Genomic DNA, 21620 nt, shown 5'->3' with positions numbered 1-21620 from the left:
GAGCCATTACCCGCTGGAACCAGCCACACACCGAGGGCGCGAAAGCAGCAGCCTGCCTCGACCAGACTTGGGACCTGCGTGACCTTCGATATCGGGACATGCGTAACGGAAGCTCGGCTCGCCTGTGACTGTCCTCAGCGAGAGGGTGACGTCGACGCGGGAGACGTCAACCCGACCAGCGGTGGGAGCGGCGAGGCGCCCGGGGAGGCCTCGAACGCCTGGATGGCGAGCGCGGCGAAGCGCCGGGAAGCCGTGATCCGGGCGGCCGGTGAGGTCGCACGGATACCGCTGTTGGCCATCAACACGAGGAGCACGTCGTCCAGGACGAAGTCGGAGCGCAGGCGGCCGGCGTCCATGGCGCGGCGGGCCAATTCGGCTATCGCCGTGAGCGCGTATTCGCGACGCGCCTCAAAATCCAAGGCTTTGGGAAAGGCCGCGACAAACGCGGCGGTGAAGCCCTGGTCCCGCGCGTGCAGGTCACACATTTTTTCGATCACGAGGCAGAAGCCGCGCCAGGGATCCGGGTCGGCGAGCCCCTCGTCGACAATGTCGTGGCACGCGTGCATCTGCTCCGTAAATGCCTCGGTGACCAGCTCCTCCTTCGTGGGGAAGTGGCGGTACAGGGTCGCGGGGGCGACTCCCGCGCGCCGGGCTATCTCCCGCATCGGAGCGTGCACACCGTCGGCAGCGAACACCGCACGGGCGGCCTCGAGGATGCGCCCGCGATTGTCCAGCGCGTCGGAGCGCAGGGGGTGAGACAAACCGTCCGTCACCACTCCCACTTTAGTCAGGCGGAGGGTTGTGCCCGTTAACGTCCGCGGGCATGAGAGCGCTGCACTTTTCCGAATACGGTCCCGCGAGCGTGCTGAAGGTCGCCGAGATGCCGGAGCCACACGCCGGACCGGGCCAGCTCCGGGTGACGGTCCGGGCCTCGGGTGTCAATCCGGCCGACACGTACGTCCGTGCAGGCCGGTTCCAGGAGTGGATTCCGCTCCGCCTGCCGCACGTGCCCGGAGTCGACGCGGCCGGCGTGGTGGACGAGGTCGGCGAGGGGGTGACCACGGTTCGAGTGGGTGACGAGGTCTTCGGGATCACCGACTACGCGCAGATGGGCGGCGCGAACGCCGAATACGCCGTCCTGGCCGCGTGGGCACCGAAGCCGGCCGCGTTGAACTGGGAGCAGGCCGGCGGCGCGGCCGGCAACATCGAGACGGCCACTCGCGTGCTCGATCGGCTGGACGTCCAACACGGCACTGTCCTGCTGATCGAGGGCGCGGCCGGCGGCGTCGGCACGACGGCGATCCAAATCGCGGTCGCTCGCGGCGCAGTCGTCATCGGCACTGCCAGCGAGCGCAACCACGAGTTCATCGCCTCGCTCGGGGCGATCCCGACCACCTACGGCCCCGGCCTGGCCGAACGGGTAAAGGCTCTGGTGCCCGGCGGAGTGCATGTCGTGCTCGACAGCGCCGGCTCGGGGTCGCTGCCCCACCTTGTCGGCCTGGTGCCGAGCCCGGAGAGGGTGGTGAGCATCGCCGATGCCAATGCCGCCACGTACGGCGTGCACCTTTCGCGCGGCTCCGGTCCCGGCGCGGACGCACCGTCGTTCGAAGGAATCGCCGCCGCCGTCGAACTCGCCGAGCAGGGTCGCTTCACGGTGCCGGTCGCCGCCGTCTTCTCACTCGACGAGGCGGCCGCCGCCCACGAGCTGAGCGAGTCCCGCCACGCGCGAGGCAAGATCGTGCTGAAGCCGTAGGCGCTCGGGCGGCTTCGTGACGAACCGGGGGCGGGCCCCTGCGTGGGCCCCCGGAAACGGCGTCGGGCGCGGGCGAGTCGCCGTGGACGCTACCCAGCCGGCTGGGTAGCGCGCCGGAGCGGCTGCTCATGACTCGTTCACGTCATCAGATCGATAGGCGGCTGCCGGAGAGCCACATGCCTCCGCCACCGATGAACGCGCACTTCGCTGCCGAACCACCCATGATCGCGACTCCACCGGCCGCACAACAGGCCGCTGAACTGGAGAAAAGTGGGCCGCCAGGGACCCGAACCCTGAACCTATGGATTGCCGGCGAGCTGGCCGGATGGGGGTGCGGTACGAGGTCATCCGGCCTGCTGCCGCGCTTCTCGGCTGGGTTCGGCTGGCACGATTGCTGTACTTCGCTGCTGTACTGCTGGCGTCAGACGAGGCGTTGGATGCGGACCTTCGGACGGTCGTTCCTCACGTGGCCTTGCTTGTGCTGGCGGACCTGCTCGTCCCAGACCTCCTGGTCGTAGTCCGGGTTCGGCGGGATCCACCGGTGGGAACCGTCGCTGTAGTGGAACTTCTCGTCGCCGGGTCGCAGGATGCTCATCGGGTCCAGCCGAGGAATCGGTGGTGCAGGTGGCCAGCGGGGACGTGGGCCAGGTCCTGTGCGGCGTCAACGAGCTGAGCGGCCAGGTAGAGGGCGAGCGACACCGGGGCGCGGTGGTATTCGGCTCGCAGCTCGCGCCGTCGCGTCTGACAGGGCCAGTCGGCACCGCATCTGCCGCATGTCCAGGCCGGTGTGACCGGGAGATGTGTCGTCATCGCGGCGTCTCCCGCGCCGCCGACCGGGCCTCTGGCGGGGCACCTTGCCGAGCCTGGTCCGACGGCCAGTGGCCCCGGCTGATCGGAATCCGATGCCTCTTGCGGCAGGGCAGCTCGCTTCCGCATCGGCAGACCTTTCGCCACCGCTCCCATGACCAGACCGGCTGGTGCCGCCTGGCCAGGGTGAGCGCAACGGCCACCAAGTACTGCTCATACGACACTCGAGGCATCGGGTCTCCCTCAGGGGTGGGTCAACGTCGCGCTACCTGCGCTCGACCTAACGCCGCAGCTCGTATCACCGTAATGACGTAGGACTGTAGATACAATAAGATGTAGAGCTGTTGGACACGTAGCGTCACTTTCGTGATCGACCCCAGTGCGGATCGCGCCGTGTTCCGGCAGCTCGCAGACCTTCTGCGAGACCGGATCACGTCCGGCGACCTTGCGCCCGGGGCGTCGCTACCCAGCGAGCTGCGGCTCGCTCAGGAACACGGACTGAGCCGCACGAGCGTCCGACAGGCGATAGCGCTACTCCGGTCGGAAGGGCTCGTGATCGTGGAACCGCCACGCGGCACGTTCGTCCGCGCCGTCGAGCCGACCGAAACAGTGACCCTCCTGAAGGGCGACACTGCCACCGCTCGGATGCCCACCCCAGTCGAGCGGCGCGAACTGGAGATTGGCGAGGGTGTCCCGGTCATCGTGATCTTCCGCGCTGACGGATCCCGCGAGACGTACGCCGCCGACCGCATCCGCATAGGCCGCTGACCGCTTCCCGCCGCCCGTCAGCGACCTCCGCCGAGGGGATGCGGACCGAAGTTGTCGGCTATTGCCGCCTCCTAGCGGATCATGCTGGCGAACAGGTGCGGGCCGCCGTCTTTTGACCATCCGGCACCGAGTCGAATCAAGGCTCCTCATGCCTCCTCAATGCCTCGCTGCTGCCCGAGGTCTCGCAGACAAGCTCTGTGCACGTGGTCCGCAGGTATCCGTCTATGTCCGTGACCTCGAAAGGCCCTCCGCCGTCGTCGTTTCGCGTCCCGACGGATCCGTGCCGGTTGCTGTCGGCGATGCTGTCGCCTCCGGGGATGGACGCCTCGGCCGACCCCGTCGATCTGTGTAGGGTCCGTCGAGTGATCTTCAAGAATGTCCGTGACTGGCGGAGTTTGCCGTGACGTCGGCAACCCGATGGCCCGTGCTCGCACCCGCGGTCGCGGTCGGTCTCCTAGTGCTCGGCCTGGCGCTCAACGGCGCAACGATGATCTACGACCTTATGCATTGGGACGTGGTCTACTACATGCCTCCAGAGGAGGCAGCCGATCGGAATGGTCTTGCTGACCTTGGCCTCGAAGTAGTGAATCAGCTGGCCACGGTTGTGTCCGGCTTGGCCATGGCCGGCTTGCTGCTGTCGATGGTGGGACTCGTGCGCGGCAGGACGTGGGCACACGCGACGACCTGTATCGTCACCACACCATTCGCACTGTGCTGCGGCATGGCGTTCATTGAAGGGCGAGGTTCCTTCGCCGGAAACCCCGACGACCCGAGCAACATCACGCCTCGACACACCTCGGCGCCAACCTGGGTCCTCGTTGGCGACGCTCTGGGGCCAGCCCTGCTCGTGGGTACGGCGATCATCGTCTTGATCCTGCTGTTCGTCCCTGCGATCTACCGGCGCTTCTACCCGTCCCGCCAGCAACACGACCCCCGTGGGCTCCAGCGACCGCCGTTTGGCCAGGCGTGACCTCTTCGTCCTGAAGCAACTACCGGCGGTCGATGAGCTGCGCGGGTAGCTGGGCTGAGCTGCCTTGAAAAGTCCGTCAGCGTCCGTGGAGGTCCGGCGTCGCCCGCCCGGGTCGTCACCCAGTTAGTCACCCTCCGACGGGCGGCACTGTGCCTAACTAGGCAGACGTGGGTCGGCCAGCAGCACGACACGGTCGGTTTCGACATCAAAGCCGAGCACCGGATGTTGGTAGTCGCCCTCGGGAGCCATCAAAACCGGCTTGCCCAGCCTGCGCCCGATCGCCGCAAAAAACCCGCACAGCATGTCCAGCCGCTGCTGACCTTGCAGCTCCCGCAGGTCGATGTCGAAGTCGATCTCGACCGCCGAGTATGGCCAGAAGTTGACCAGGACGCCAGGGACCGGCCACACCCGCAAGATCGGCAGCTCAGCGTCAGCAGGTCGCGCCAGCACATCGGTTGCTGACGGAAGCGGAACGACGGCATCACCCACTGAGTACTCCCACTTCCAGCCCTGCGTCTGGACCAGGTCGAACACCGCCTGCCAGTCCTCCACCGAAGCATCTTCGACACGCACGTCTGGCAATGCGCCCATCAGGTTCGGGTCGAAGAAGTTCTTGACGTCGTCCCACACAAGCTCAGGCACCTCGTCATGCTCGCTGACCGCCGGTGCTGACGCAGTCCCTATTGCGTCGGGCACACCCACACGCTGTTTGCCACCCTGCTGCTGCACCGGGAGACGAAGACGGCGACCTCCGACGCCACCCTGCCGCTGCCGGACATCTGCACCGTGGCCCTCGGCCGCCGCCGCGTCGCGCAGATCGTCAGCCGGGACGCCGCCGGACCAGCCTGGCACCCCTCCGACCTGATCTTCACCACCCGCTACGGCCGTCCCGTCGAGCCACGGAACTTCAACCGCTTCTGGGACCGGCGCTGCGAGGCTGCCGGAGTCCGGCGGATCACCGTCAGGGACGCCCGGCGGACCTGTGCCTCGCTCCTGGCCGACCTGGACGTCCACCCCCGGGTGGCGATGCAGATCCTCCGGCACGCCCAGTTCGCCATCACCATGGAGATCTACACGGTGGTCTCCTCGGCGGCCACCCGCGACGCCCTCAAGCGGCTCGGCCAGACGCTCGACCGAAGCACGCCGCTCAGCTGAGCTCGCGTGAGTAGGATCCGGGCCAGGCATCCAGGCGCATGATTATCTGCTCGAGGCCCGCCTCGAAGGCGTCGTCGCCAAGATCGCCTTCTCGGCGGCGGGACCACAGCTCACTCAGGTCGTCCTCGATGGCTCCAAGCTCCATGAGTCGATCGGCGGAGGCAAGCGCGCTCTGAAGCAATTCGTCCGCGCTTCCGGATCTTATGGTCAGCTTGTCCGCGAGTATCGCGAGCGTGCAGCGCGCCTCTGCGGCGATGCCGCGGCCGGCGGCCTCCACAGCCCGCCGGGTCCCCTCCGGGCCTTGGACGATCTCGGTGAACAAGCCGAGTAGCCGCGAGTTGCGCACGACCAGTCCGTCCGTCATCGTCCGCCCTCACTCGATCGCTGACCGGTCTACTGCTGTATTTCGCTGCTGTACCGGCCAAGATCGCGGCTCCAGCGGCCACATGAAGGGCTGCTGACCTGCGGAAGAGTGGGCCGCCAGGGACTCGAACCCTGAACCTATGGATTAAAAGTCCACAGCTCTGCCATTGAGCTAGCGGCCCGACGACCCCCTAGGCTACCCGACCCCCACGGCGAGGCGCGCGGCTCTCGGGGCGGGTGCGCCGCAGCCACGGAATCGGCGACCTTGCACCGGTCCCTGGCGCGGAAGAGGGCGGGGTACGCGTGGTCGCTCACGCCGGGCGGCTATGGGTCGCCTCCGGCACTTCCCCGAGTACGGCTCGGCCGCCCTGGCAGCAGGTGCTGCCAGGGCGGCCGGGCGTGAGCAGGGCCTGGCCGGTGGGCGCCGCCGATCAGCCCCGGGACGGGAACGCGCCGCTGACGGTCACCGTTCCTGAGCGGGTGAGCGCGGCCCCCTGTCCGTCTGCCGGGGTCGCGGTCAGCGTCCAGGTGTAGGTGCCGTTCTCCACCTGCCGGCCGACGCGGTCGGTGCCGGACCAGGCGGTGGTCACCAGGCCGCGCGACTCGCCGCCGGTGAGGGTACGCACGGTCACGCCGGTGGTCTGCCTCTTGATCTCGAGCGTCCACGAGCCGGCCGGCTTGGACAGCCGCCATTTCGGGCGCCACTGTCCGCCGTTCTTGACGTTCAGCGAGGTAGCCACGGTGGCGTCGATCTGGACGAGAGGGGATACCGGAACGCCGCTGGGGACCAGGTGGATCGAGCCGTCGGCGGCGAGGTGAGCGATCACCCCGGTGTGCGGGTCCACGTCCCAGGGGTCCCACGGCGAGAGGTCGTCGGCGGTCCGTACCGTGGGCGAGCCGCTGCGGAAGTCGACGACCTTCAGCTGGTTGTCCTCGCCGCCGGGGACGACGACGAAGCCGTCACCGAGCTTCGCGTACAGCCATTCCGGCCCGGAGTCGAGCGCCAGCTGGGTCTTGTTGACCGTGTCGTAAATGCCCTGGCGCGGGGTCGCGCCGACGCAGAGCCACAGCAGCCAGCGGCCGACGGCCTGGACGTCCTGCAGCAGACATCCGTCGCCGAACCACACCGGAGCGCCGCGCTGCCCCGTCAGCACATCGACAGGCACCACTGCTTGGTTGCCGTCCCGCAGCCAGGCGGTGGTGCCCCACATCGCCTCGACCTGGGCGGGAGTCAGGTAGACCAGCTGCCTGGTGTCGAGGTCGATGACCGAGGTGGCGCCGCCGCCGCTCGACCACAGCGCGGCGAACCGACCACTGACGGCGGAGACCGACTGGTAGGTGTAGGTAGGGACAATCCGGGTGCCGGGCAGGGACTGGGTCGGGTCCAGGAGATGCGGTTGCTGGGCACTGCCGGAGCCGGTGCCCGCGACGACCGTACGGCCGTCGCCCGTGTCGTAGAGGTCGACGCAGATCGGGACGGCGCAGCCATTGTCGGCGACACCGCGGGCGGCGCGTTCCCCGATGGTGGGCGTGCCGGCGACCCCGATGTCGCGGGTGTAGAGGCGGTGTTCCTCCCGCGCTGGGTCGTACTCCAGCGTGTTGAGCCGCCCCTGGGTGTAGGTCAGACCTTCGACCGCGTTGATCTCTGAGAGCGGCGAGTCGGCGATCCTGCGGATCGTCGCCCCGCCGCTCTCCTCGACGAGGAAGACGCCCCACTGCTCCACGGTGGGGCCGCCCGGCACCAGGAGGCCACCGGTCGGGGTGGGCATGGCCAGTCCCTGCGACCTGGCCAGCAGCGTCTTCACGGTGGTGCCGTCGAGGGCGACGGCGTCGATCCGCCAGACCGGCCGCAGGTAGCTGAAGCTACCGAGGGTGGCGTCGTACCGGGCGACGACGAGGGTCTCACCGACCATGCCCAGCAGCCGTGCTTCACCGGTCAGCGGCACGGTCGTCGGCGCGGCGGTCAGATCGTCGCGGGAGTGGATGTAGACGGTGCCGCCCTGCCACCAGAGCAGGTGCGTGGCGGTGAGTACGGCCCGCCCGGTGCCGGGCCAGTCGTACGGCAACGGCACGAACCGCGCTTGATCGGCGTCGAGCCAGCCGGTCCGCCCCGTGCTGCCGATGCGGTACTGCACGATCTGCCCGTGCGGGTCACCGAGCGGGGCGGCTTCGGTGTACCAGCCCTCGATGCCGGTCGGTACACCTGTCACTTCCCGCTGGGTGAAGGTGCCGTCTTCGTGGGTGTCGAGCAGCCGCCAGGTGACGGCCGGGCTCTCCGTACGCGTCACGACCGTCCAGCCGAGTGAGGTGACGTACGAGTGGCCGGCGGGCAGGGTGACCGTACGCGACCGGCCGTCCGTCATGTCCCGCAGCGTGACCGTCCGGGGCGCCTTGTACAGCGCGACCACGTCCGAGCCCGCGCCGAACTCCGGTACGCGGGAGGAATCGGTGCCGGCCGTGTCGACCGCGGTGTCGAGACCGGTGTAGCTCGTCCAGAGGTGACCACGCCCGGGCTCCCGGCGCAGGAAGCCGGACGGCCCCGCGGTCAACAGTTCCGTTTGCGGAAGCAGCGAGATACTGGCGGGAACCACCACCTCCCCCGCGACCGGTTCGGCCTGTGCTGGGCCCGCGACCAGCGGGTTGAGGCTCCCGGCGAGTGCCAATGCGGCGACGGCCGCGATCCCGGCGCGCACGAGTAGACGGCTGGCCAAGCTGGTCCTCCCTGTGATGGAGAAGGTGGGGGAAGGCCCGGGCACGCCTGCGGGACGCTGGTGTCCAACCGGCGTACGGACGGCGCTCGGGCCACGGAGTCGCCGGAGCCTAACAGCCGGAACCGGCCCCGGGCTGGGCCTGGCCACCGCGGAATCGGCTCCGTCCGAGCTCCGGCGATCGGGTGCCGCCGCCTGGGTGGACCCGGCGCACACGAGCGGGGCCGCTTCCTGTCGCCCGGGTGGGATACCGTGTCGCCCGTCTATCTGGGGTGGTCCCAGGATCCGTCGGGGAAAGAAGTTGTCGCGTGTCACTTTGGAAGAAGACCACCGTCGTGGCCGTCTCCGCGCTCACCGCGCTCGCGGTCAGCGCCTGTGGTTCCAAGCCCGGGTCGTCGGAGGAGCCGAAGCAGCCCAGCGTGCTGGAACTGCTGGCCAGCGACCTGAAGGGCTCGTTGCAGAAGACGATCGACGCCACCGACAAGAGCGACTCGGTGACCGTGGCGATGGAGGGCACGGCCGCCGGTCAGAAGCTCTCGATGCAGGGCGTGATGGACCTCGGTGACCCGGTCAAGGCCGAGATGAAGACGACGGGCCCGGACGGCACCCCGGTGACGGTCCGGATGATCGGCACCGCCGTCTACATCGAAGTTCCGGAGGCGGAGCGCGCCAACACCGACGGGAAGCGCTGGATGAAGCTCGACCTGGCCGCCGCCGGCGCCCCGGCGGGGATGGACTTCTCCAAGCAGTTCGAGGACGTCGACCCGGCCAAGCAGGTCAAGACGCTGCTTGCCACCGACGGCGTCAAGGTCGTCGGCGAGGAGACGGTCAACGGGGCGCGTACGGTCCACTACACGGTGACCGCCCCGGTGGCGACGTACCTCGGGCAGGTCGACGCCAAGACGCGGCCGCAGATCGAGGAGCAGCTGGCGAAGCAGGGTGTCAAGGAGGTCACGGTCGACCTCTGGGTCGACGAGGAGTACCGGCCGCGCCGGACGCACATGGTCATGGGCACGATGAGCGACATGACGATCGACTACACCGACTACGGCAAGCCGGTGAACATCGACACGCCGCCTCCGGCGGAGACGGCCGACCTGGCCGAGATGCTGAAGGGCCTGGGGGATCTGACCGCAGGGAACTGATCAGAGCCGAACGCTGCCCGGCCGGTGACCAACACCGGCCGGGCAGCGCCGTCTCCGGACGATGTTCGCTCGGCAAGCCGGTGCTTCCCGGCCCGGGACGCGCGGCCGCACGACCCGGAGGCGGCCCAGGTACGCGGCCGCACGCCCCGGAGGCGGCCCAGGTACGCGGCCGCACGCCCCGGAGGCGGCCCAGGTACGCGGCCGCACGCCCCGGAGGCGGCCCAGGCGCGCGGCCGCACGGCCCGGAGGCGAGCGGGCGCCCGGGCAGAGCCGGCGGCGCGAGGAGCAGGCCGCCGGAAACCGACCGGGCGGCGACCGCTAGGGCTGGTCGAGCCAGATCACGATGCCGGTCAGGTCGTGGAGCACGGCCGCCACGCCCGCCCGGATGGCCGCCGCGCAGCGTTCGGCGGTGAAGGAGTTCGCGTCGTACGTCGAGGACATGCCCAGCCCTTCGCCCCGGAACGACGCGCCTGACCAGTCGGCCGCCGTCACGTTCTCGGTGGGCTCGGCGACCTCCGCGCCGACGACGAGGAACTGCTGTGACAGGTGGCTCGCGGTGACCATCGCGAGCGGGTCGATCAGGTCGTTGCCGGCGCTGACGATGAGGTCCGGGCTCATCTTGACGGCCCGGTCGATGCTCGGCACGAAGTCGTGCGCGTCCTTGGGGACCACCGTCCGCAGGTCGACGTCCTCGTCGTCGGCCCATTCCTCGACCGCCTTGACGAGGGCCTTGGTGGGGGCGTCGTCGCCCGTGGTGAGCAGCACCACCCGGTAGCCCTTCGGCGGGTGGACCGAGTTCCACGAGCCGGGCCGCGGCGTGACGGTCCCCTCGGGCTTGGGCGGGTCGGTGGGGTCGACGAACCCGGTGCCGAGGGCGCCGACGGGGCTGGGTTTGGGGCGGGGCTGCGACCAGTCGTCGCCGGAGCCACAGCCGGTGAGCAGGGCGGCGACCGCGGCCAGGGTCGCAACGGCCCGAAGCGGGGGACGCAAGGTGGTCGTCGTCCTCTCGAGGCGTACGGAAAGTGCGGGCTCCTTCCTATCCCAGGTCCTGCCGGATACCGACAGTCGCAGGCCTGACCTGGGTCTTTGTTTGCCAACGGTTCGTCGATCGCCCGGTTGCCGTTCATCCGCGACATGCACCGTGCACTGGCCAACAGAAGGAAAGAGCATGTCGCAACGTATTCGCAGGAGCCTCGCCGTCACCGTCGTCGGGCTCGCCGCCGCGGTGATCACCCTGCTGAGCGCCGGGCCGGCCCTCGCCCACGGGTTCACGTCGACCGTGTACGGCGACGTCACAGCCGGGGCCGAAGGCCACGTACGGACGAAACTGGAGCTGGAGTACGACCTTTTCCTCGTCTCGGCCGCCGACTACGAGAAGGACGACCCGCTGTTCAAGCAGGGTCAGCCCGCGTTCGAAGACCGCGACGCCGCAGGCATGGTCGCGGCGCTGAACGCCCACCGGAAGTCGGCGGTCGGGTACGTCACGAAGCGCTTCTCGGTCGCTTCGAACGGTGTGACCTGCGCTCCGACACAGGTCGGCGACTTCACCCTCGGCGTGCGGGACGGTGTGCCGTACGCCGGGATGCTGCTCGACTGGGCGTGTGCCGAGAGCGGCACCGCACACGAGGTGCGCAGCGGCCTCTTTCCCGACTCCGAGGAGTACGTCAAGGGCACCAAGACGATCCTCACGTACGACGTGGACGGCAGCTCGGGCAGTGCCGCCCTCGACGCCGAGCACCCGTCCTTCTCGACGGGCCAGACCTGGTACGAGCGGTTCTGGGAGTTCCTGCGCCTGGGTGCCGAGCACCTGCTGACCGGGCTCGACCACATCCTGTTCCTGCTGGCGCTCATCGCCGGATCACGGCGGTTGCGCGAGATCGTGCTCGCAGCCACCAGCTTCACGCTGGCGCACTCGGTCACGTTCATGCTCGCGGCGCTCGGTCTGGTCGACGCACCGGCGGGCATCGTGGAACCCGTCATCGCCCTGTCGATCGCCGTGGTGGCCGCCTGGCACCTGTTCGGGATCTGGCGTCGCGGCAATCACGCGACGGATCTGGAAACGGCGGGCCACGGACACTTCAGTTTGGACCGGGCGGGGTGGCTCCGCCTCGCAGTGGTGTTCTGCTTCGGCCTCGTACACGGTCTGGGTTTCGCGGGTGCGCTGGGCATCGACGAGGCTTGGTCCTGGCAGTTGCTGTGGTCGCTGCTGGTGTTCAACGTCGGAATCGAAATCGTTCAACTCGCGATCATCGCCGTCGTCTTTCCGCTGCTGGCGGTGCTGCGCCGGCGCTCGCCGAAGGTCGGCCTCTGGGCCACGGGCGCAGTTTCCGCGGGTGTGGCCGGTATGGGGCTTTTCTGGTTCGTGCAGCGTGTATTCGGATTCTGAGAAAACGCTGGTCTTCCTGGGCGCGATACCGACCGGCCGGGCCGCATTCATGATCGGTTCACCGAACACCGCCAGGTTGAGGACGCTCTCGCACCACCTCTCATCCGAAAAGGACGGAAATTGATGAGACTGAGCACCTCGGCACGGGCCTCTCGGCTCGTGCGCCGTCGCGTGGCCACTGGGGCCGCTGCGGCGATCTTCGGCCTCGGCGTGGCCCTCAGCGGTGGCCTGACCACCGCCGCCAGCGCCGCCGACGCCACCTCCTACAGCGGCATCGTCCTCGGGGTGGGCGCCAACGAGACCCAGCGCATCGTCACCTGGTACTCCTCGGGTGACACCGCGCAGAAGGTCCAGGTCGCCCCGACGGCCTCGATCGTCAACGGCGAGTTCCCGGCCGATGCCGTCACCTTCGACGCCACCGGCGCGGCGAACACCTCCACCACCGGGTTCAACCGGCACGCCACGATCACGAACCTGAAGGAGAACACGGGGTACTCGTACCGTGTCGGCTCCGAGGGCAACTGGTCCACGGCGTACGCCTTCAAGACGCAGGACTTCGAGGGCGACTACGACTTCCTGTTCTTCGGTGACCCGCAGATCGGCTCCTCCGGCGACGTCGCGAAGGACCAGGCCGGCTGGGCGGAGACCCTGCGTTACGCCACCACGGCGAACCCGAACGTCGAGATGCTGGTCTCCGGCGGCGACCACGTCGAGTCTGCCAACAACGAGGCCCAGTGGGACGCGTTCCTCGCGCCCGACCAGCTGCGGCAGTACCCGCTCGCGGCGACCATCGGTAACCACGACGTCGGTGGCAAGTCCTGGGAGCAGCACCACTTCACCCCGAACACGGACCGTTCGAGCCAGTACTACAACGGCGACTCGGCGACCCGCTCCGGCGGTGACTTCTGGTACGTCTACAAGGACACGCTGTTCATCGACATCAACAGCAACAGCTACGTCAACCCCACTGACGGCTCGCTCGGCGGCGACGCGGCGCACGTCGCGTACGTCACCGACGTCGTCAAGAAGCACGGTGCCGAGGCGAAGTGGACCGTGCTGGTCTACCACCACTCCATCTACTCGGCGGCCACCCACTCCACCGACGGCGACAACAAGCAGCGGCGGAAGGACTTCACCACCGCCTTCTCCGAGCTCGGCGTCGACCTGGTGCTGCAGGGCCACGACCACGACTACACCCGCAGCTACTCGATCAAGAACGGCCAGAAGGAGAACCCCGCCGAGCAGCCGGGCGCGGCCGAGGTGTTCCCGGGCCCGGGCGGCGTCATCTACGTGACGGCGAACTCGGCTTCGGGCTCGAAGTACTACGACATCAAGAAGCCGGACAACTCCGGCACCGGCGTCGACGGCCTCGGTCCTGACCCGCTGAACCCGAACAACTACTGGTTCAACTCGGTGCAGAACCAGGAGCACGTCCGCACCTACGTCAAGGTGGGCGTGAAGTCCGACAAGCTGGTTGTGGAGAACATCCGCAGCGGCACCTGCGCGGCCCCGAACGCGGCGGTCGAGAAGGGCCTCTCCTGCACCAACACCGCCGAGGGCCAGCCGGTGGGTTCGATCGTCGACAACGTGACGATCCACCCGTACCACGGCGACGGCCAGGACATCCAGGTCAACGTGCCCACGGCGACCGGTGAGTTCGGCTGGACGATCGACGGCTACAACGGCCTGGTGGACCTGGGCACCGCGAAGGAGCGCGACGCGTTCTCCTTCGAGGCGACCGGCAAGATCAACCCGATCCTCGTGTCGGACAGCCGCTTCTCGCTCGCCCCGTGGTCGATCTCGGCCAACGTGAGCGACTTCAAGGACGGCGACAAGACCATCGCCGGCTCGTACCTCGGTTGGTCGCCGCAGGTCATCTCGGCCGGGGCCGGCGCCACGGCCGGTGCTCCGGTGGCCTCCGGTTACGACGACCAGGGCCAGGGTCTCGCGATCTCGCGCGGCCTCGGTGCGGCCGACCAGGGCCACGCCCGCGGTACCGCCAAGCTCGGTGCCGACCTCGACCTCAAGTTCCCGAACGAGGTCGCCAAGGGTAGCTACCGCGCCACCCTCACGATCACTGCCCTGAGCAGCTGATCGAACCTGCTCCACCGGCGGGGTAGGCACCTTCGGGGCCTACCCCGCCACCCGTTTCGACCCTCCCCAAGATCACACCTAGCAAGGACCAGAGATGCACGCGCCCGCAACGCGCTGGACGACCCGGACCGCCAAGCTCCTCCGTACGACAGTCCTGTCCCTGCTCGCCGCCGTCGCGGCCGCCGGCATGAGCGCCGGTCCCGCCCTGGCAGCCGACGGCGACGTCACCTGGACGGTCAGAACGGCCTCCAACAGCTACGGTGCGACCCGGTCCAGCTACAGCTACAACGTCAACCCCGGCGGCACCATCGAGGACGGGATGGTCGTGGCCAACCGCGGCAAGGCCCCGCTGAACCTCACCGTGTACGCCGCCGACGGCTTCACCACCGACGCCGGCCAGCTCGACCTGCTCACCCGGGACAAGAAGTCGGTCGCCATCGGCGCCTGGGTGCACCCCGACAGCGCCAGTGTCGCGATCAAGCCGGGGAAGACCGCGACCGTACCGATCAAGATCAGCGTCCCGGACAACGCCACGCCCGGTGACTACGTCGGCGGCATCCTCACCTCGCTGACCCAGCCGGACCAGGCCGAGGGCATCAACGTGGACCGGCGGCTCGGTATCCGGATCAAGCTGCGGGTCGGCGGCGAGCTGAAGCCGGCGCTCGCGATCGAGGACTTCGGCGTCGACTACAAGGGCACCTGGAACCCGTTCGGCCGGGGCGACGCCACCATCACCTACAAGATCCACAACACCGGCAACGCCGCCCTGTCGAGCGAGCAGGCGGCCTCGGTCTCCGGCCCGTTCGGGCTGCTGCGTACCAAGGCCCACGACCTGCCGAAGACGCCGGAACTGCTGCCCGGCGAGAGCTGGCAGGTCACCGTGCCGGTCGAGGACGTGAGCCCCGCGTTCCGGCTCGCCGCGGCCGCCGCCCTCACGCCGCTGCTCACCGACCCGTCCGGCTCCATCACCCCGCTCGACAAGATCTCCGACACCGCGCACGCCTGGGTCGTCCCGTGGACCCTGTTGCTGCTGGTCGTCGTAGTGGTCGCCGCCGTCGTCGTGGCGATCCGCCTCACCCGCCGCAATCGGGTGCGCCGCAAGCAGCGCGAGGACGCCCGCGTGCAGGAGGCCGTCGAGCAGGCGCTCCGCGGGCCGAAGGCGTAGCACCCCGGACGCTCAGACGACCTGGCGCGCGGTGAAGACACCCGCCCGTTCCACCACGGCCACCACGGAGAGGAGCACCGTGGTGGCCGCGGTCGCGACGAGCAGCGGAAGGTCCGCGGTGACCACACCGACCACGACCAGCAGGGGCACCCCGACCAGCCGGGGCCAGGAGAGGCGGCGGTGGATGGCCGTGGAGAGCAGCAGCCGCCCGGTGAGGAAGAGCGCCGGCCCGGTCACGACGAACGCCACCGCCCCCGCCTCGTCCGGGCGGACGATCACCAGCTCCGCGCCGGCGGCGGTGGCCACCACGCCACCGACGATGACGAGGTGCAGGTACGCGGACTCGGCACCGAACCGGGTCGGGTCGGCACGCTCGATGGCCGGAGCGAGCTGCTGGCCGGCCGGCGTCACGTAGAGCAGGCCCAGCAGGACCGCGGTGGCGAAGACCAGCACGAACGCGACGGTGTGCGCCAGCCCGGTACCGGCGCGGGTGTACCCGAGACCCGCCGTCAGGACCAGCTCGCCGAGCGAGATGACGAAGACCTGCTGGAAGCGTTCGGCGAGGTGACGTCCGGTGAGCTGGAGTTCCTCGGGGGTGGCCCGTCCGAGCCCGGGCACCGGCCAACCGAGGCTGGGCCCGAGGTAGTGGATCGTCAGCGCGAGCAGCCAGAGCGGAACGCGCGCCGCCGGGGTGAAAACCCCGGCCATCCACAGCACGCCGCTGACGACTGACCAGCACAGGATCCGCAGGGAGCGTCGTTGGCGAGGATGGTTGCGCAGCGCCACGAGGCCCAGCAGGCCGCGACCCAGTTCGGTGGCGACGAGCGCGCCGGCGAAGAGTTCGGCCCGCCCGCCCAGAGCGTTCGGCGCGGCCGCGCCCATGAGCAGACCGCCCAGCGCGGCGCCGATCAGCACCATCCGCAGGACCAGCGCGCCCGGGGCGTACCAGTCGGCCGACCAGGTGGTCGCCACCCACAGCCACCAGAGCGCGGCGAGCAGGATCGCGGCCCGCAGCGCCGCGGCGATACTGAGGTCGACCAGCAGGACGGTGGTCAGCTGGTTGAGCGCGAACACGAACGCGAGGTCGAAGAAGAGCTCCAGGAAGGTCGCGCTCGCCGGGTCCTCGCGGTGCCGCAGCAGCCGCTCGGGCCTGCTCACCATCCGCGCTCCTCCGCCCGCCTCCCGCTGATGTCCTACCACCCGGCCGGACGCTCGCGTACCGGAAACGAAAGAGCCGGCCGCACGGGCCGTAGCTCGACGGACGTGCCGGATCGGCGGCCGGCACGGTGCGGGACGACCCGGCGGGAGGTCGTGTCGTTGATCCGGCTGCACCCCACGGCACGCGCGAACCACGGTGGGGGCACCGATCGTCGAGGAGGACGCCGATGACCAGTCAGCGGGAAACCGTCCAGGTCGAACCGGACCTGTTCCGAGCCGTCTACGATTCGCCCGCCGCGCTACCCGGCCGGCACCGCTGGACCACCCCCGAGTCGGACGTACGGCGGTTGGAGAAGCTGCTCGGCATCCCGCCGCGCAGCATCGGTGCCCCGCTCTGGGTCAGCGGCGACGAGCCGGACTGCCCGAAGTGCGGCCGGCGGGTGACCTGGTACGACATCGTTTCGTCCGCGCTCGACGGCGTACACGATCGGACGATGATCGCCATGGTGATCCTCGGTGACCGCAAGTACGTCAACACCGAGGTGCCCGACGCCATCCCCAACGTCCGCTGCAGCGACTGCCACACGGCCATCGACGGGCTGCGCAGCTTCAAGTGCCACAACTGGGCGTACGCCTTCGAGGCCCTGGAGAAGGTCCGGGAGCGGATGTCCGGCGGGCTCGAAGTGTCCTGATCCCGCGGTCACCTGCCCCGGATGGTGGCGGACCCGCCCGGGCCGCCGCCGCGACCGAAGTCAGGTGAATCTCCTGCCCTTCGTCACTGCCGTTGAATCTCGGTGATCCGTACCTTTGATCGGGATCAACGGAGTATGAACGATTGGTGAGGTGATTCATGGTGAGGACCGGCACGATCGATGTACCGGAGTTCAGCGCCGACTGGTATCGGGACATCGTCGACGCGGCGGCGGACAGCCCGCAGCCAGTGCAGTGGTTCGCCGGGCACTTCACCGAGGGGGCGATCGTGCTGCTCGGCCTGCTGCTGCTGGCCGCCGCGGTCACCCGCCTCGGCGCCGGCCCGCGGGACCGGGCGCTCGCCCTGGTCGCGCCGATCCCGGTCGTCCTCGCGTACGGCTGCAGCGAAGGACTGAAGACTCTGGTCGACGAGGAACGGCCGTGTCGCGCGGCCGTTCACGCGATCATCGCCGGCTCCTGCCCACCGACCGGTGACTGGTCGTTCCCGAGCAACCACTCGACTGTCGCGGGCGCTCTGGCGGTCGCCACCCTGCTGCTCGCCCGCCGGATCGGCCTCGTGGCGCTGCCCGTGGCCGCGCTCGCCGCATTCTCCCGCGTCTTCGTCGGCGTGCACTACCCGCACGACGTGGTCGCCGGTCTGCTGCTCGGCACGGGCGTGGTCCTGCTGCTCGTCCCGCTGCTGGTGCGGCCGGTCGCCACGCTGCTGCGCCGCCGGTCGCACGCCGAACCGCCGGTCGCCGACCCGATCGGTGGTTCCACCCGCCGCTGACCGGTCGCGGCCGCCCCGTGCTCATCCCGTCAGGAGCAGGGCGGCGATCGTGCCGAGGGCGAGGAACGGACCGAACGGCACATGACCGGACCAGCGGACCCGGCGGGCCGCGAGGAGCCCGAGGCTGACCAGGGCGGACAGCCCGAGTGCGAGCAGCAGCCCGGCCACCAGCACCGGCCAGCCGTGCCAGGCGAGCAGCGCCCCGACGCCGAGGGCCAGTTTGGCGTCGCCCAGCCCGAACCCCCTTGCGCCCAGCAGCAGGGTGGACGCGGCGAAGAAGAGCGCGAGCCCGGCGCCGCCCAGCACGGCTCGCAGCCAGGGGCCTGCTCCGACGCCGGTCGCCGCCGCCAGCCCGAGCAGCGCGCCGACCCCGGCCGCCGCCGGCCAGGTGAGCCGGTCCGGCAGACGGTGCACGGCGACGTCGATGAAGCACAGCGGCAGAACCCAGCCGAGCCACCAGGCGACGGCGAGCAGCTCGGTCGTGGGCGGACCGAGGAGCACCAGCACCGCCACCGCCCCGATCGCGGCCAGCTCGACAGCGACTGGCGGCGGCCCCACTCGGGCCCGGCAGCGCCCGCAGCGCGCCGCCGGGCCGAGCACCGGCCACGGGCGCCGCAGGTCGACGGGCTCGCCGCAGGTGGGACATCCGGCGCGGAGAGCGGATCGGGCCGGTACGGCGTGCCGCAGCACCGCCAGCCGCAGCAGCGGGGTGAGCGTGAGACAACCGAGCGCGGCCCGTCGGGCGCCGGGTCGTCCACCACCGCTGGGCGGGCCAACGCCCGACGTCGACGCGCGCTCCTGATCTGATCGCGGCGAGCTACCGCTCAGCTCCATGACCACCGCCAGGCTTGATCACCCGAGTCGCCGAAGGCGAACACGGAACGTAACTTAACGATCGCTCGGGTGTAGCGGATGGCGCGGAAAGTGACCGGGTGCCTGCACCGCGCGACGGCGAGCGCAGCGGCGGCGACCAACCGGAGCCGGCGCGGCGACACCGATCGACGACGAGGGGACGGATCGGGCGAGATGCCGCGAGCGGGTCGAGTCGCCTCCGCCGTCCGGCCAGCGCGGACCCCACCCGGCGTCGAGCCACGCCGCCCGCCGCAGCGCGGGCCGACCCGCCGGCACCCGGCCGGGCCGAGCTGGGTGGTCGCCACCCGCCACCACCACCTGTCATTACTCAGCGTATTCAAATGAATTTCCTCTGTTGCATCGGCGAACGTCAGCCTATGCTCGCCCCTTGGGTGCGACGCAAGCCCCACCGAGACGATGGGACGGCATCGAGCTTCGCTTTTACAAGAGATCCGTGAAGGTAAATGCGGTAGCGCAATCCACAACCCCGGATGCGACCATTCGGGAGCGCTTCCGCATGCCCGGCGGCGACCAGGAGGTGACCGCCGGGTCACCACCGAGGAGGCACGGCGGTGCGAGGAAGGCAGCTCAGCCGAGCGGCAATCTGCCTGATGACGGTCACGGCGACGGCGTCGATCATGGCGTGCGGCGCGGGCGAGGAGGCGGTAGTCCGGCCGCCGGCACCCGCGGCCGCCGAAGCCGACGCGGACCGGGACGCCGATGAACAGGCCGCGAGAAAAGCCGCGCTCGACGCGTATTCCGGCTATCTCACCGCGTCCCGTACGGCGAGTCGGCACAGCGATCCGTACGCGCCGGAACTGTCCAGATTCCTCGCGGATCCGCTGTTGACCCGGGTCCGAATGGCAATTCGTGACGCAAAGGAGCACGGCGCGATGCGTACCGGAACGTTGAAGTCCGACCCCACCGTGACCGCGGTCAGCCTGAGCGCCGTACCGGCCACCGTGGAGATCCAGGACTGCCTCGACGCGACCGGATACCGGCTGGTCTACACGAAGGACCGGCGGGTCGTCCCCGGCAGCGGCGGGAAACGGTACCTCGCCACCGCCACCGCGACCCGGTACCCCGACGGCCGATGGTTGATCAGCGCCGGCGCCGCCCATCAGGATCAGCCGTGTTGACCTGGGGAGGAACGGTTGCCCCGGTCCGGCCCCCACGGACCGGGGCAGCCCGCCGCGCCGACGCCCGACGCCGGATGGCCCGGGTCGCCGGTCTCGGTCTGGCGGTCGCGCTGGTCGCGGCCGGCATGGGACCGGCGACCGCGGCCAAGCGGGCCGACCCGGGCGGATCATGCCCGCCGGAGCAACACGACTGCAGCGTCTGGGACGACGACCCGGGCACCCCCGGCGGTGGCGGGGACAGCGGCGGCGGGGGCGGGGACTCCGGCGGCGGGGGCGGCGGCAAGTGCCAGTGGAACGGCCGCACCGTGAAGTGCTACGACGACCTGCTCGGCTGGTTCAACAACGCCGACGGCTGCTACTACAAGCTGGAGGATCCCCAGCCGCCGGACACGCCCGAGGGCAAGCAGTGGTACCTGGTCACCTGCAACGGCGGTGACCGTGGCGACCAGCACGAGGAACTGCTCGACGGCCCCCCGCCCGGCTACGGCGCCCCGCCCGACCCCGAGGAGCTGGCTCGGCGTGCGCTGGCCCGGATCAGCATCCGCCCGCCCCGGATCGCTGTCGCACCGCGCCGCGCCACCGGCCCCGGACTGGTCGGCCTGCCGGTCTGGATGTGGGGGGAGAACGCCGCGCAGACGTTCGGTCCGGTGATCTCCGACGACGAGACCGAACGGGGACTGACCGTCGAGATCACGGCGGTCTTCGACCGGATCGTCTGGGACATGGACAACGGCGAGCAGGTCACCTGCACCGGCCCCGGCACCGAGTACAAGGTCACCGGCCCGCACGCCGGCAAACGCTCGCCGACCTGCGGCTACCACAGCGGCTACCCGAAGGCCGACACCTACGAGGTCAGCGCCACCACGTACTGGACGGTGACCTGGGAGGGCGGCGGCGAGACGGGGGTGATCCCCGTGCAGCGGAGGACGGGGACGGTCCCGATCCAGATCAACGAACTCCAGGTGGTGACGCGATGAGCGCGAGAGACGAGCCGATCGGAACGGCGGTGACCCGGTGAGCCTGGCGACGCGCGACGGAACGAGCCCGGCGGAGGCGCCGGTCACCCCGCCCAGGGTGGTCCGGCAGCGGCGAATACGCCCGGGGCTGCTGGGCCTGGCCGTACTGCTGATCGCCCTCGGCGGGTTGGGCGCCGCGTTCGCGGTCACCTCGGTACGCGCCACCGGTAGCTACCTGGCGGTGGCCCGCCCCGTGGAGGTGGGCCGGCAGCTCAGCGCCGACGACCTCAGGCCGGTGCAGGTGGCCGGCGGTCAGGGGCTCAGCCCCGTGCCGGCCGACCGGATCGACGAGGTGCTCGGCAAACGGGCCGCGATGTCGCTGGCCCCGGGCAGCCTGCTGACGATGGGGCAGCTGACCGACGCCCCGCTGCTCGGCCCCGACCAGCAGCAGCTCGCGCTCGGCCTGGGCCCGGCCGAGGTGCCCGCCCGGCAACTGCACCCCGGTGACAAGCTGCTGCTGGTCAGCACCCCGGACGACAGCGCCAGCGGTTCCGCAGCGGCCGGCGGGACCCGCTTCCCGGCCACCGTCATCGACACGGGCACCTCCGACACGAACGACGACATCGTCGTCTACCTGGCGCTGGCCGTTCGGGACGTACCGGCGGTGGTGGCGTTGAACGCGCAGGACCGGATCGCGGTCGTGCTCACCGGGGCGGCCTGA

The 21620-nt window shown here is 70.0% G+C and carries 20 protein-coding genes, 1 tRNA gene and 1 pseudogene; 13 read left to right on the top strand and 9 right to left on the bottom strand.

Annotated elements, in window-relative coordinates; translation table 11 throughout:
• Positions 1-134: 134 nt before the first annotated feature.
• A complete protein-coding gene (locus BXA10_RS07355; RefSeq protein WP_076469284.1) occupies positions 135-773 on the bottom strand; it encodes a TetR/AcrR family transcriptional regulator in 639 nt (212 codons plus the stop codon).
• Between the two features lie 50 nt (positions 774-823).
• Here BXA10_RS07355 and BXA10_RS07350 point away from each other — a divergent pair, with 50 nt between their 5' ends.
• The gene (locus BXA10_RS07350; protein WP_076468932.1) at positions 824-1753 is read left to right on the top strand and encodes an NADP-dependent oxidoreductase; all 930 of its coding nucleotides are present in this window, start codon (positions 824-826) and stop codon (positions 1751-1753) included.
• A 421-nt stretch (positions 1754-2174) separates the two neighbouring features.
• Here the strand turns inward: BXA10_RS07350 and BXA10_RS31375 are convergent, their stop codons facing one another.
• Positions 2175-2348 carry a hypothetical protein gene (locus BXA10_RS31375; RefSeq protein ID WP_175649137.1) on the bottom strand — a complete coding sequence of 58 codons (174 nt, stop codon included), beginning with the start codon at positions 2346-2348 and terminating at the stop codon, positions 2175-2177.
• A 578-nt stretch (positions 2349-2926) separates the two neighbouring features.
• On the opposite strand from BXA10_RS31375, the gene BXA10_RS07335 reads away from it, so the two are divergent.
• Both BXA10_RS07335 and BXA10_RS07330 read left to right on the top strand, forming a co-directional pair.
• Positions 2927-3328: a GntR family transcriptional regulator gene (locus BXA10_RS07335; RefSeq protein ID WP_076468925.1), complete on the top strand. Its 402-nt coding sequence runs from the start codon at positions 2927-2929 to the stop codon at positions 3326-3328.
• 400 nt (positions 3329-3728) lie between these two features.
• The gene (locus BXA10_RS07330; RefSeq protein ID WP_139337905.1) at positions 3729-4298 is read left to right on the top strand and encodes a hypothetical protein; all 570 of its coding nucleotides are present in this window, start codon (positions 3729-3731) and stop codon (positions 4296-4298) included.
• A gap of 153 nt (positions 4299-4451) precedes the next feature.
• On the opposite strand, the gene BXA10_RS07325 is transcribed toward BXA10_RS07330, so the two are convergent.
• Positions 4452-4940 (bottom strand): hypothetical protein, encoded by a 489-nt coding sequence (locus tag BXA10_RS07325; protein ID WP_076468921.1) that lies wholly within the window; start codon positions 4938-4940, stop codon positions 4452-4454.
• 78 nt (positions 4941-5018) lie between these two features.
• Here BXA10_RS07325 and BXA10_RS07320 point away from each other — a divergent pair.
• Positions 5019-5453: pseudogene (locus tag BXA10_RS07320) on the top strand (tyrosine-type recombinase/integrase); the annotation flags it as partial.
• Here the strand turns inward: BXA10_RS07320 and BXA10_RS07315 are convergent.
• From BXA10_RS07315 to BXA10_RS07305, 3 genes are all read right to left on the bottom strand, one after another.
• Positions 5446-5817, bottom strand: a complete 372-nt coding sequence (locus BXA10_RS07315; protein ID WP_076468917.1) for a hypothetical protein — start codon at positions 5815-5817, stop codon at positions 5446-5448. The pseudogene BXA10_RS07320 and the gene BXA10_RS07315 sit on opposite strands and share 8 nt — an antisense overlap.
• Before the next feature lie 109 nt (positions 5818-5926).
• Positions 5927-5998: transfer RNA gene (locus tag BXA10_RS07310), tRNA-Lys, on the bottom strand.
• A 249-nt stretch (positions 5999-6247) separates the two neighbouring features.
• A complete protein-coding gene (locus BXA10_RS07305; RefSeq protein ID WP_139337904.1) occupies positions 6248-8527 on the bottom strand; it encodes a FlgD immunoglobulin-like domain containing protein in 2280 nt (759 codons plus the stop codon).
• 305 nt (positions 8528-8832) lie between these two features.
• Here BXA10_RS07305 and BXA10_RS07300 point away from each other — a divergent pair, with 305 nt between their 5' ends.
• Positions 8833-9669 (top strand): SCO4651 family lipoprotein, encoded by an 837-nt coding sequence (locus BXA10_RS07300; RefSeq protein ID WP_076468912.1) that lies wholly within the window; start codon positions 8833-8835, stop codon positions 9667-9669.
• A gap of 318 nt (positions 9670-9987) precedes the next feature.
• Here BXA10_RS07300 and BXA10_RS07295 read toward each other — a convergent pair whose 3' ends face one another.
• The gene (locus BXA10_RS07295) at positions 9988-10659 is read right to left on the bottom strand and encodes a type 1 periplasmic-binding domain-containing protein (RefSeq protein WP_076468910.1); all 672 of its coding nucleotides are present in this window, start codon (positions 10657-10659) and stop codon (positions 9988-9990) included.
• A gap of 1 nt (position 10660) precedes the next feature.
• On the opposite strand from BXA10_RS07295, the gene BXA10_RS07290 reads away from it, so the two are divergent.
• From BXA10_RS07290 to BXA10_RS07280, 3 genes are all read left to right on the top strand, one after another.
• Positions 10661-12055 (top strand): HupE/UreJ family protein, encoded by a 1395-nt coding sequence (locus BXA10_RS07290; protein ID WP_245828155.1) that lies wholly within the window; start codon positions 10661-10663, stop codon positions 12053-12055.
• A 123-nt stretch (positions 12056-12178) separates the two neighbouring features.
• Positions 12179-14149: a purple acid phosphatase family protein gene (locus BXA10_RS07285; protein ID WP_076468905.1), complete on the top strand. Its 1971-nt coding sequence runs from the start codon at positions 12179-12181 to the stop codon at positions 14147-14149.
• 94 nt (positions 14150-14243) lie between these two features.
• Positions 14244-15314, top strand: coding sequence for a WxL protein peptidoglycan domain-containing protein (locus tag BXA10_RS07280; protein WP_076468902.1), 1071 nt, complete (start codon positions 14244-14246; stop codon positions 15312-15314).
• A 12-nt stretch (positions 15315-15326) separates the two neighbouring features.
• Here BXA10_RS07280 and BXA10_RS07275 read toward each other — a convergent pair whose 3' ends face one another.
• Entirely contained in the window at positions 15327-16475 is a 1149-nt protein-coding gene (locus BXA10_RS07275; RefSeq protein WP_076468900.1) for a low temperature requirement protein A, read from the bottom strand.
• A 224-nt stretch (positions 16476-16699) separates the two neighbouring features.
• On the opposite strand from BXA10_RS07275, the gene BXA10_RS07270 reads away from it, so the two are divergent.
• Positions 16700-17164, top strand: a complete 465-nt coding sequence (locus BXA10_RS07270) for a hypothetical protein (RefSeq protein ID WP_076468897.1) — start codon at positions 16700-16702, stop codon at positions 17162-17164.
• A gap of 158 nt (positions 17165-17322) precedes the next feature.
• A complete protein-coding gene (locus BXA10_RS07265) occupies positions 17323-17952 on the top strand; it encodes a phosphatase PAP2 family protein (protein WP_076468894.1) in 630 nt (209 codons plus the stop codon).
• A gap of 21 nt (positions 17953-17973) precedes the next feature.
• Here BXA10_RS07265 and BXA10_RS07260 read toward each other — a convergent pair whose 3' ends face one another.
• The gene (locus BXA10_RS07260) at positions 17974-18786 is read right to left on the bottom strand and encodes a prepilin peptidase (protein ID WP_084752293.1); all 813 of its coding nucleotides are present in this window, start codon (positions 18784-18786) and stop codon (positions 17974-17976) included.
• A gap of 656 nt (positions 18787-19442) precedes the next feature.
• On the opposite strand from BXA10_RS07260, the gene BXA10_RS07255 reads away from it, so the two are divergent.
• The 3 genes from BXA10_RS07255 to BXA10_RS07245 all read left to right on the top strand — a co-directional run bounded on the left by BXA10_RS07255 (position 19443) and on the right by BXA10_RS07245 (position 21620).
• Positions 19443-19943: a hypothetical protein gene (locus BXA10_RS07255; protein ID WP_245828162.1), complete on the top strand. Its 501-nt coding sequence runs from the start codon at positions 19443-19445 to the stop codon at positions 19941-19943.
• Positions 19944-20017: 74 nt separating this feature from the next.
• On the top strand, positions 20018-20920 hold the full coding sequence (locus BXA10_RS07250; RefSeq protein ID WP_139337913.1) for a hypothetical protein: 903 nt from the start codon (positions 20018-20020) through the stop codon (positions 20918-20920).
• 37 nt (positions 20921-20957) lie between these two features.
• Positions 20958-21620, top strand: coding sequence for an SAF domain-containing protein (locus tag BXA10_RS07245; protein ID WP_076468886.1), 663 nt, complete (start codon positions 20958-20960; stop codon positions 21618-21620).

Source organism: Micromonospora avicenniae, assembly GCF_900156065.1.
GTDB lineage: Bacteria > Actinomycetota > Actinomycetes > Mycobacteriales > Micromonosporaceae > Micromonospora > Micromonospora avicenniae.
The sequence above is the reverse complement of the archived record's forward strand: the minus strand, read 5'-3'. Positions and strand labels throughout refer to the sequence as shown.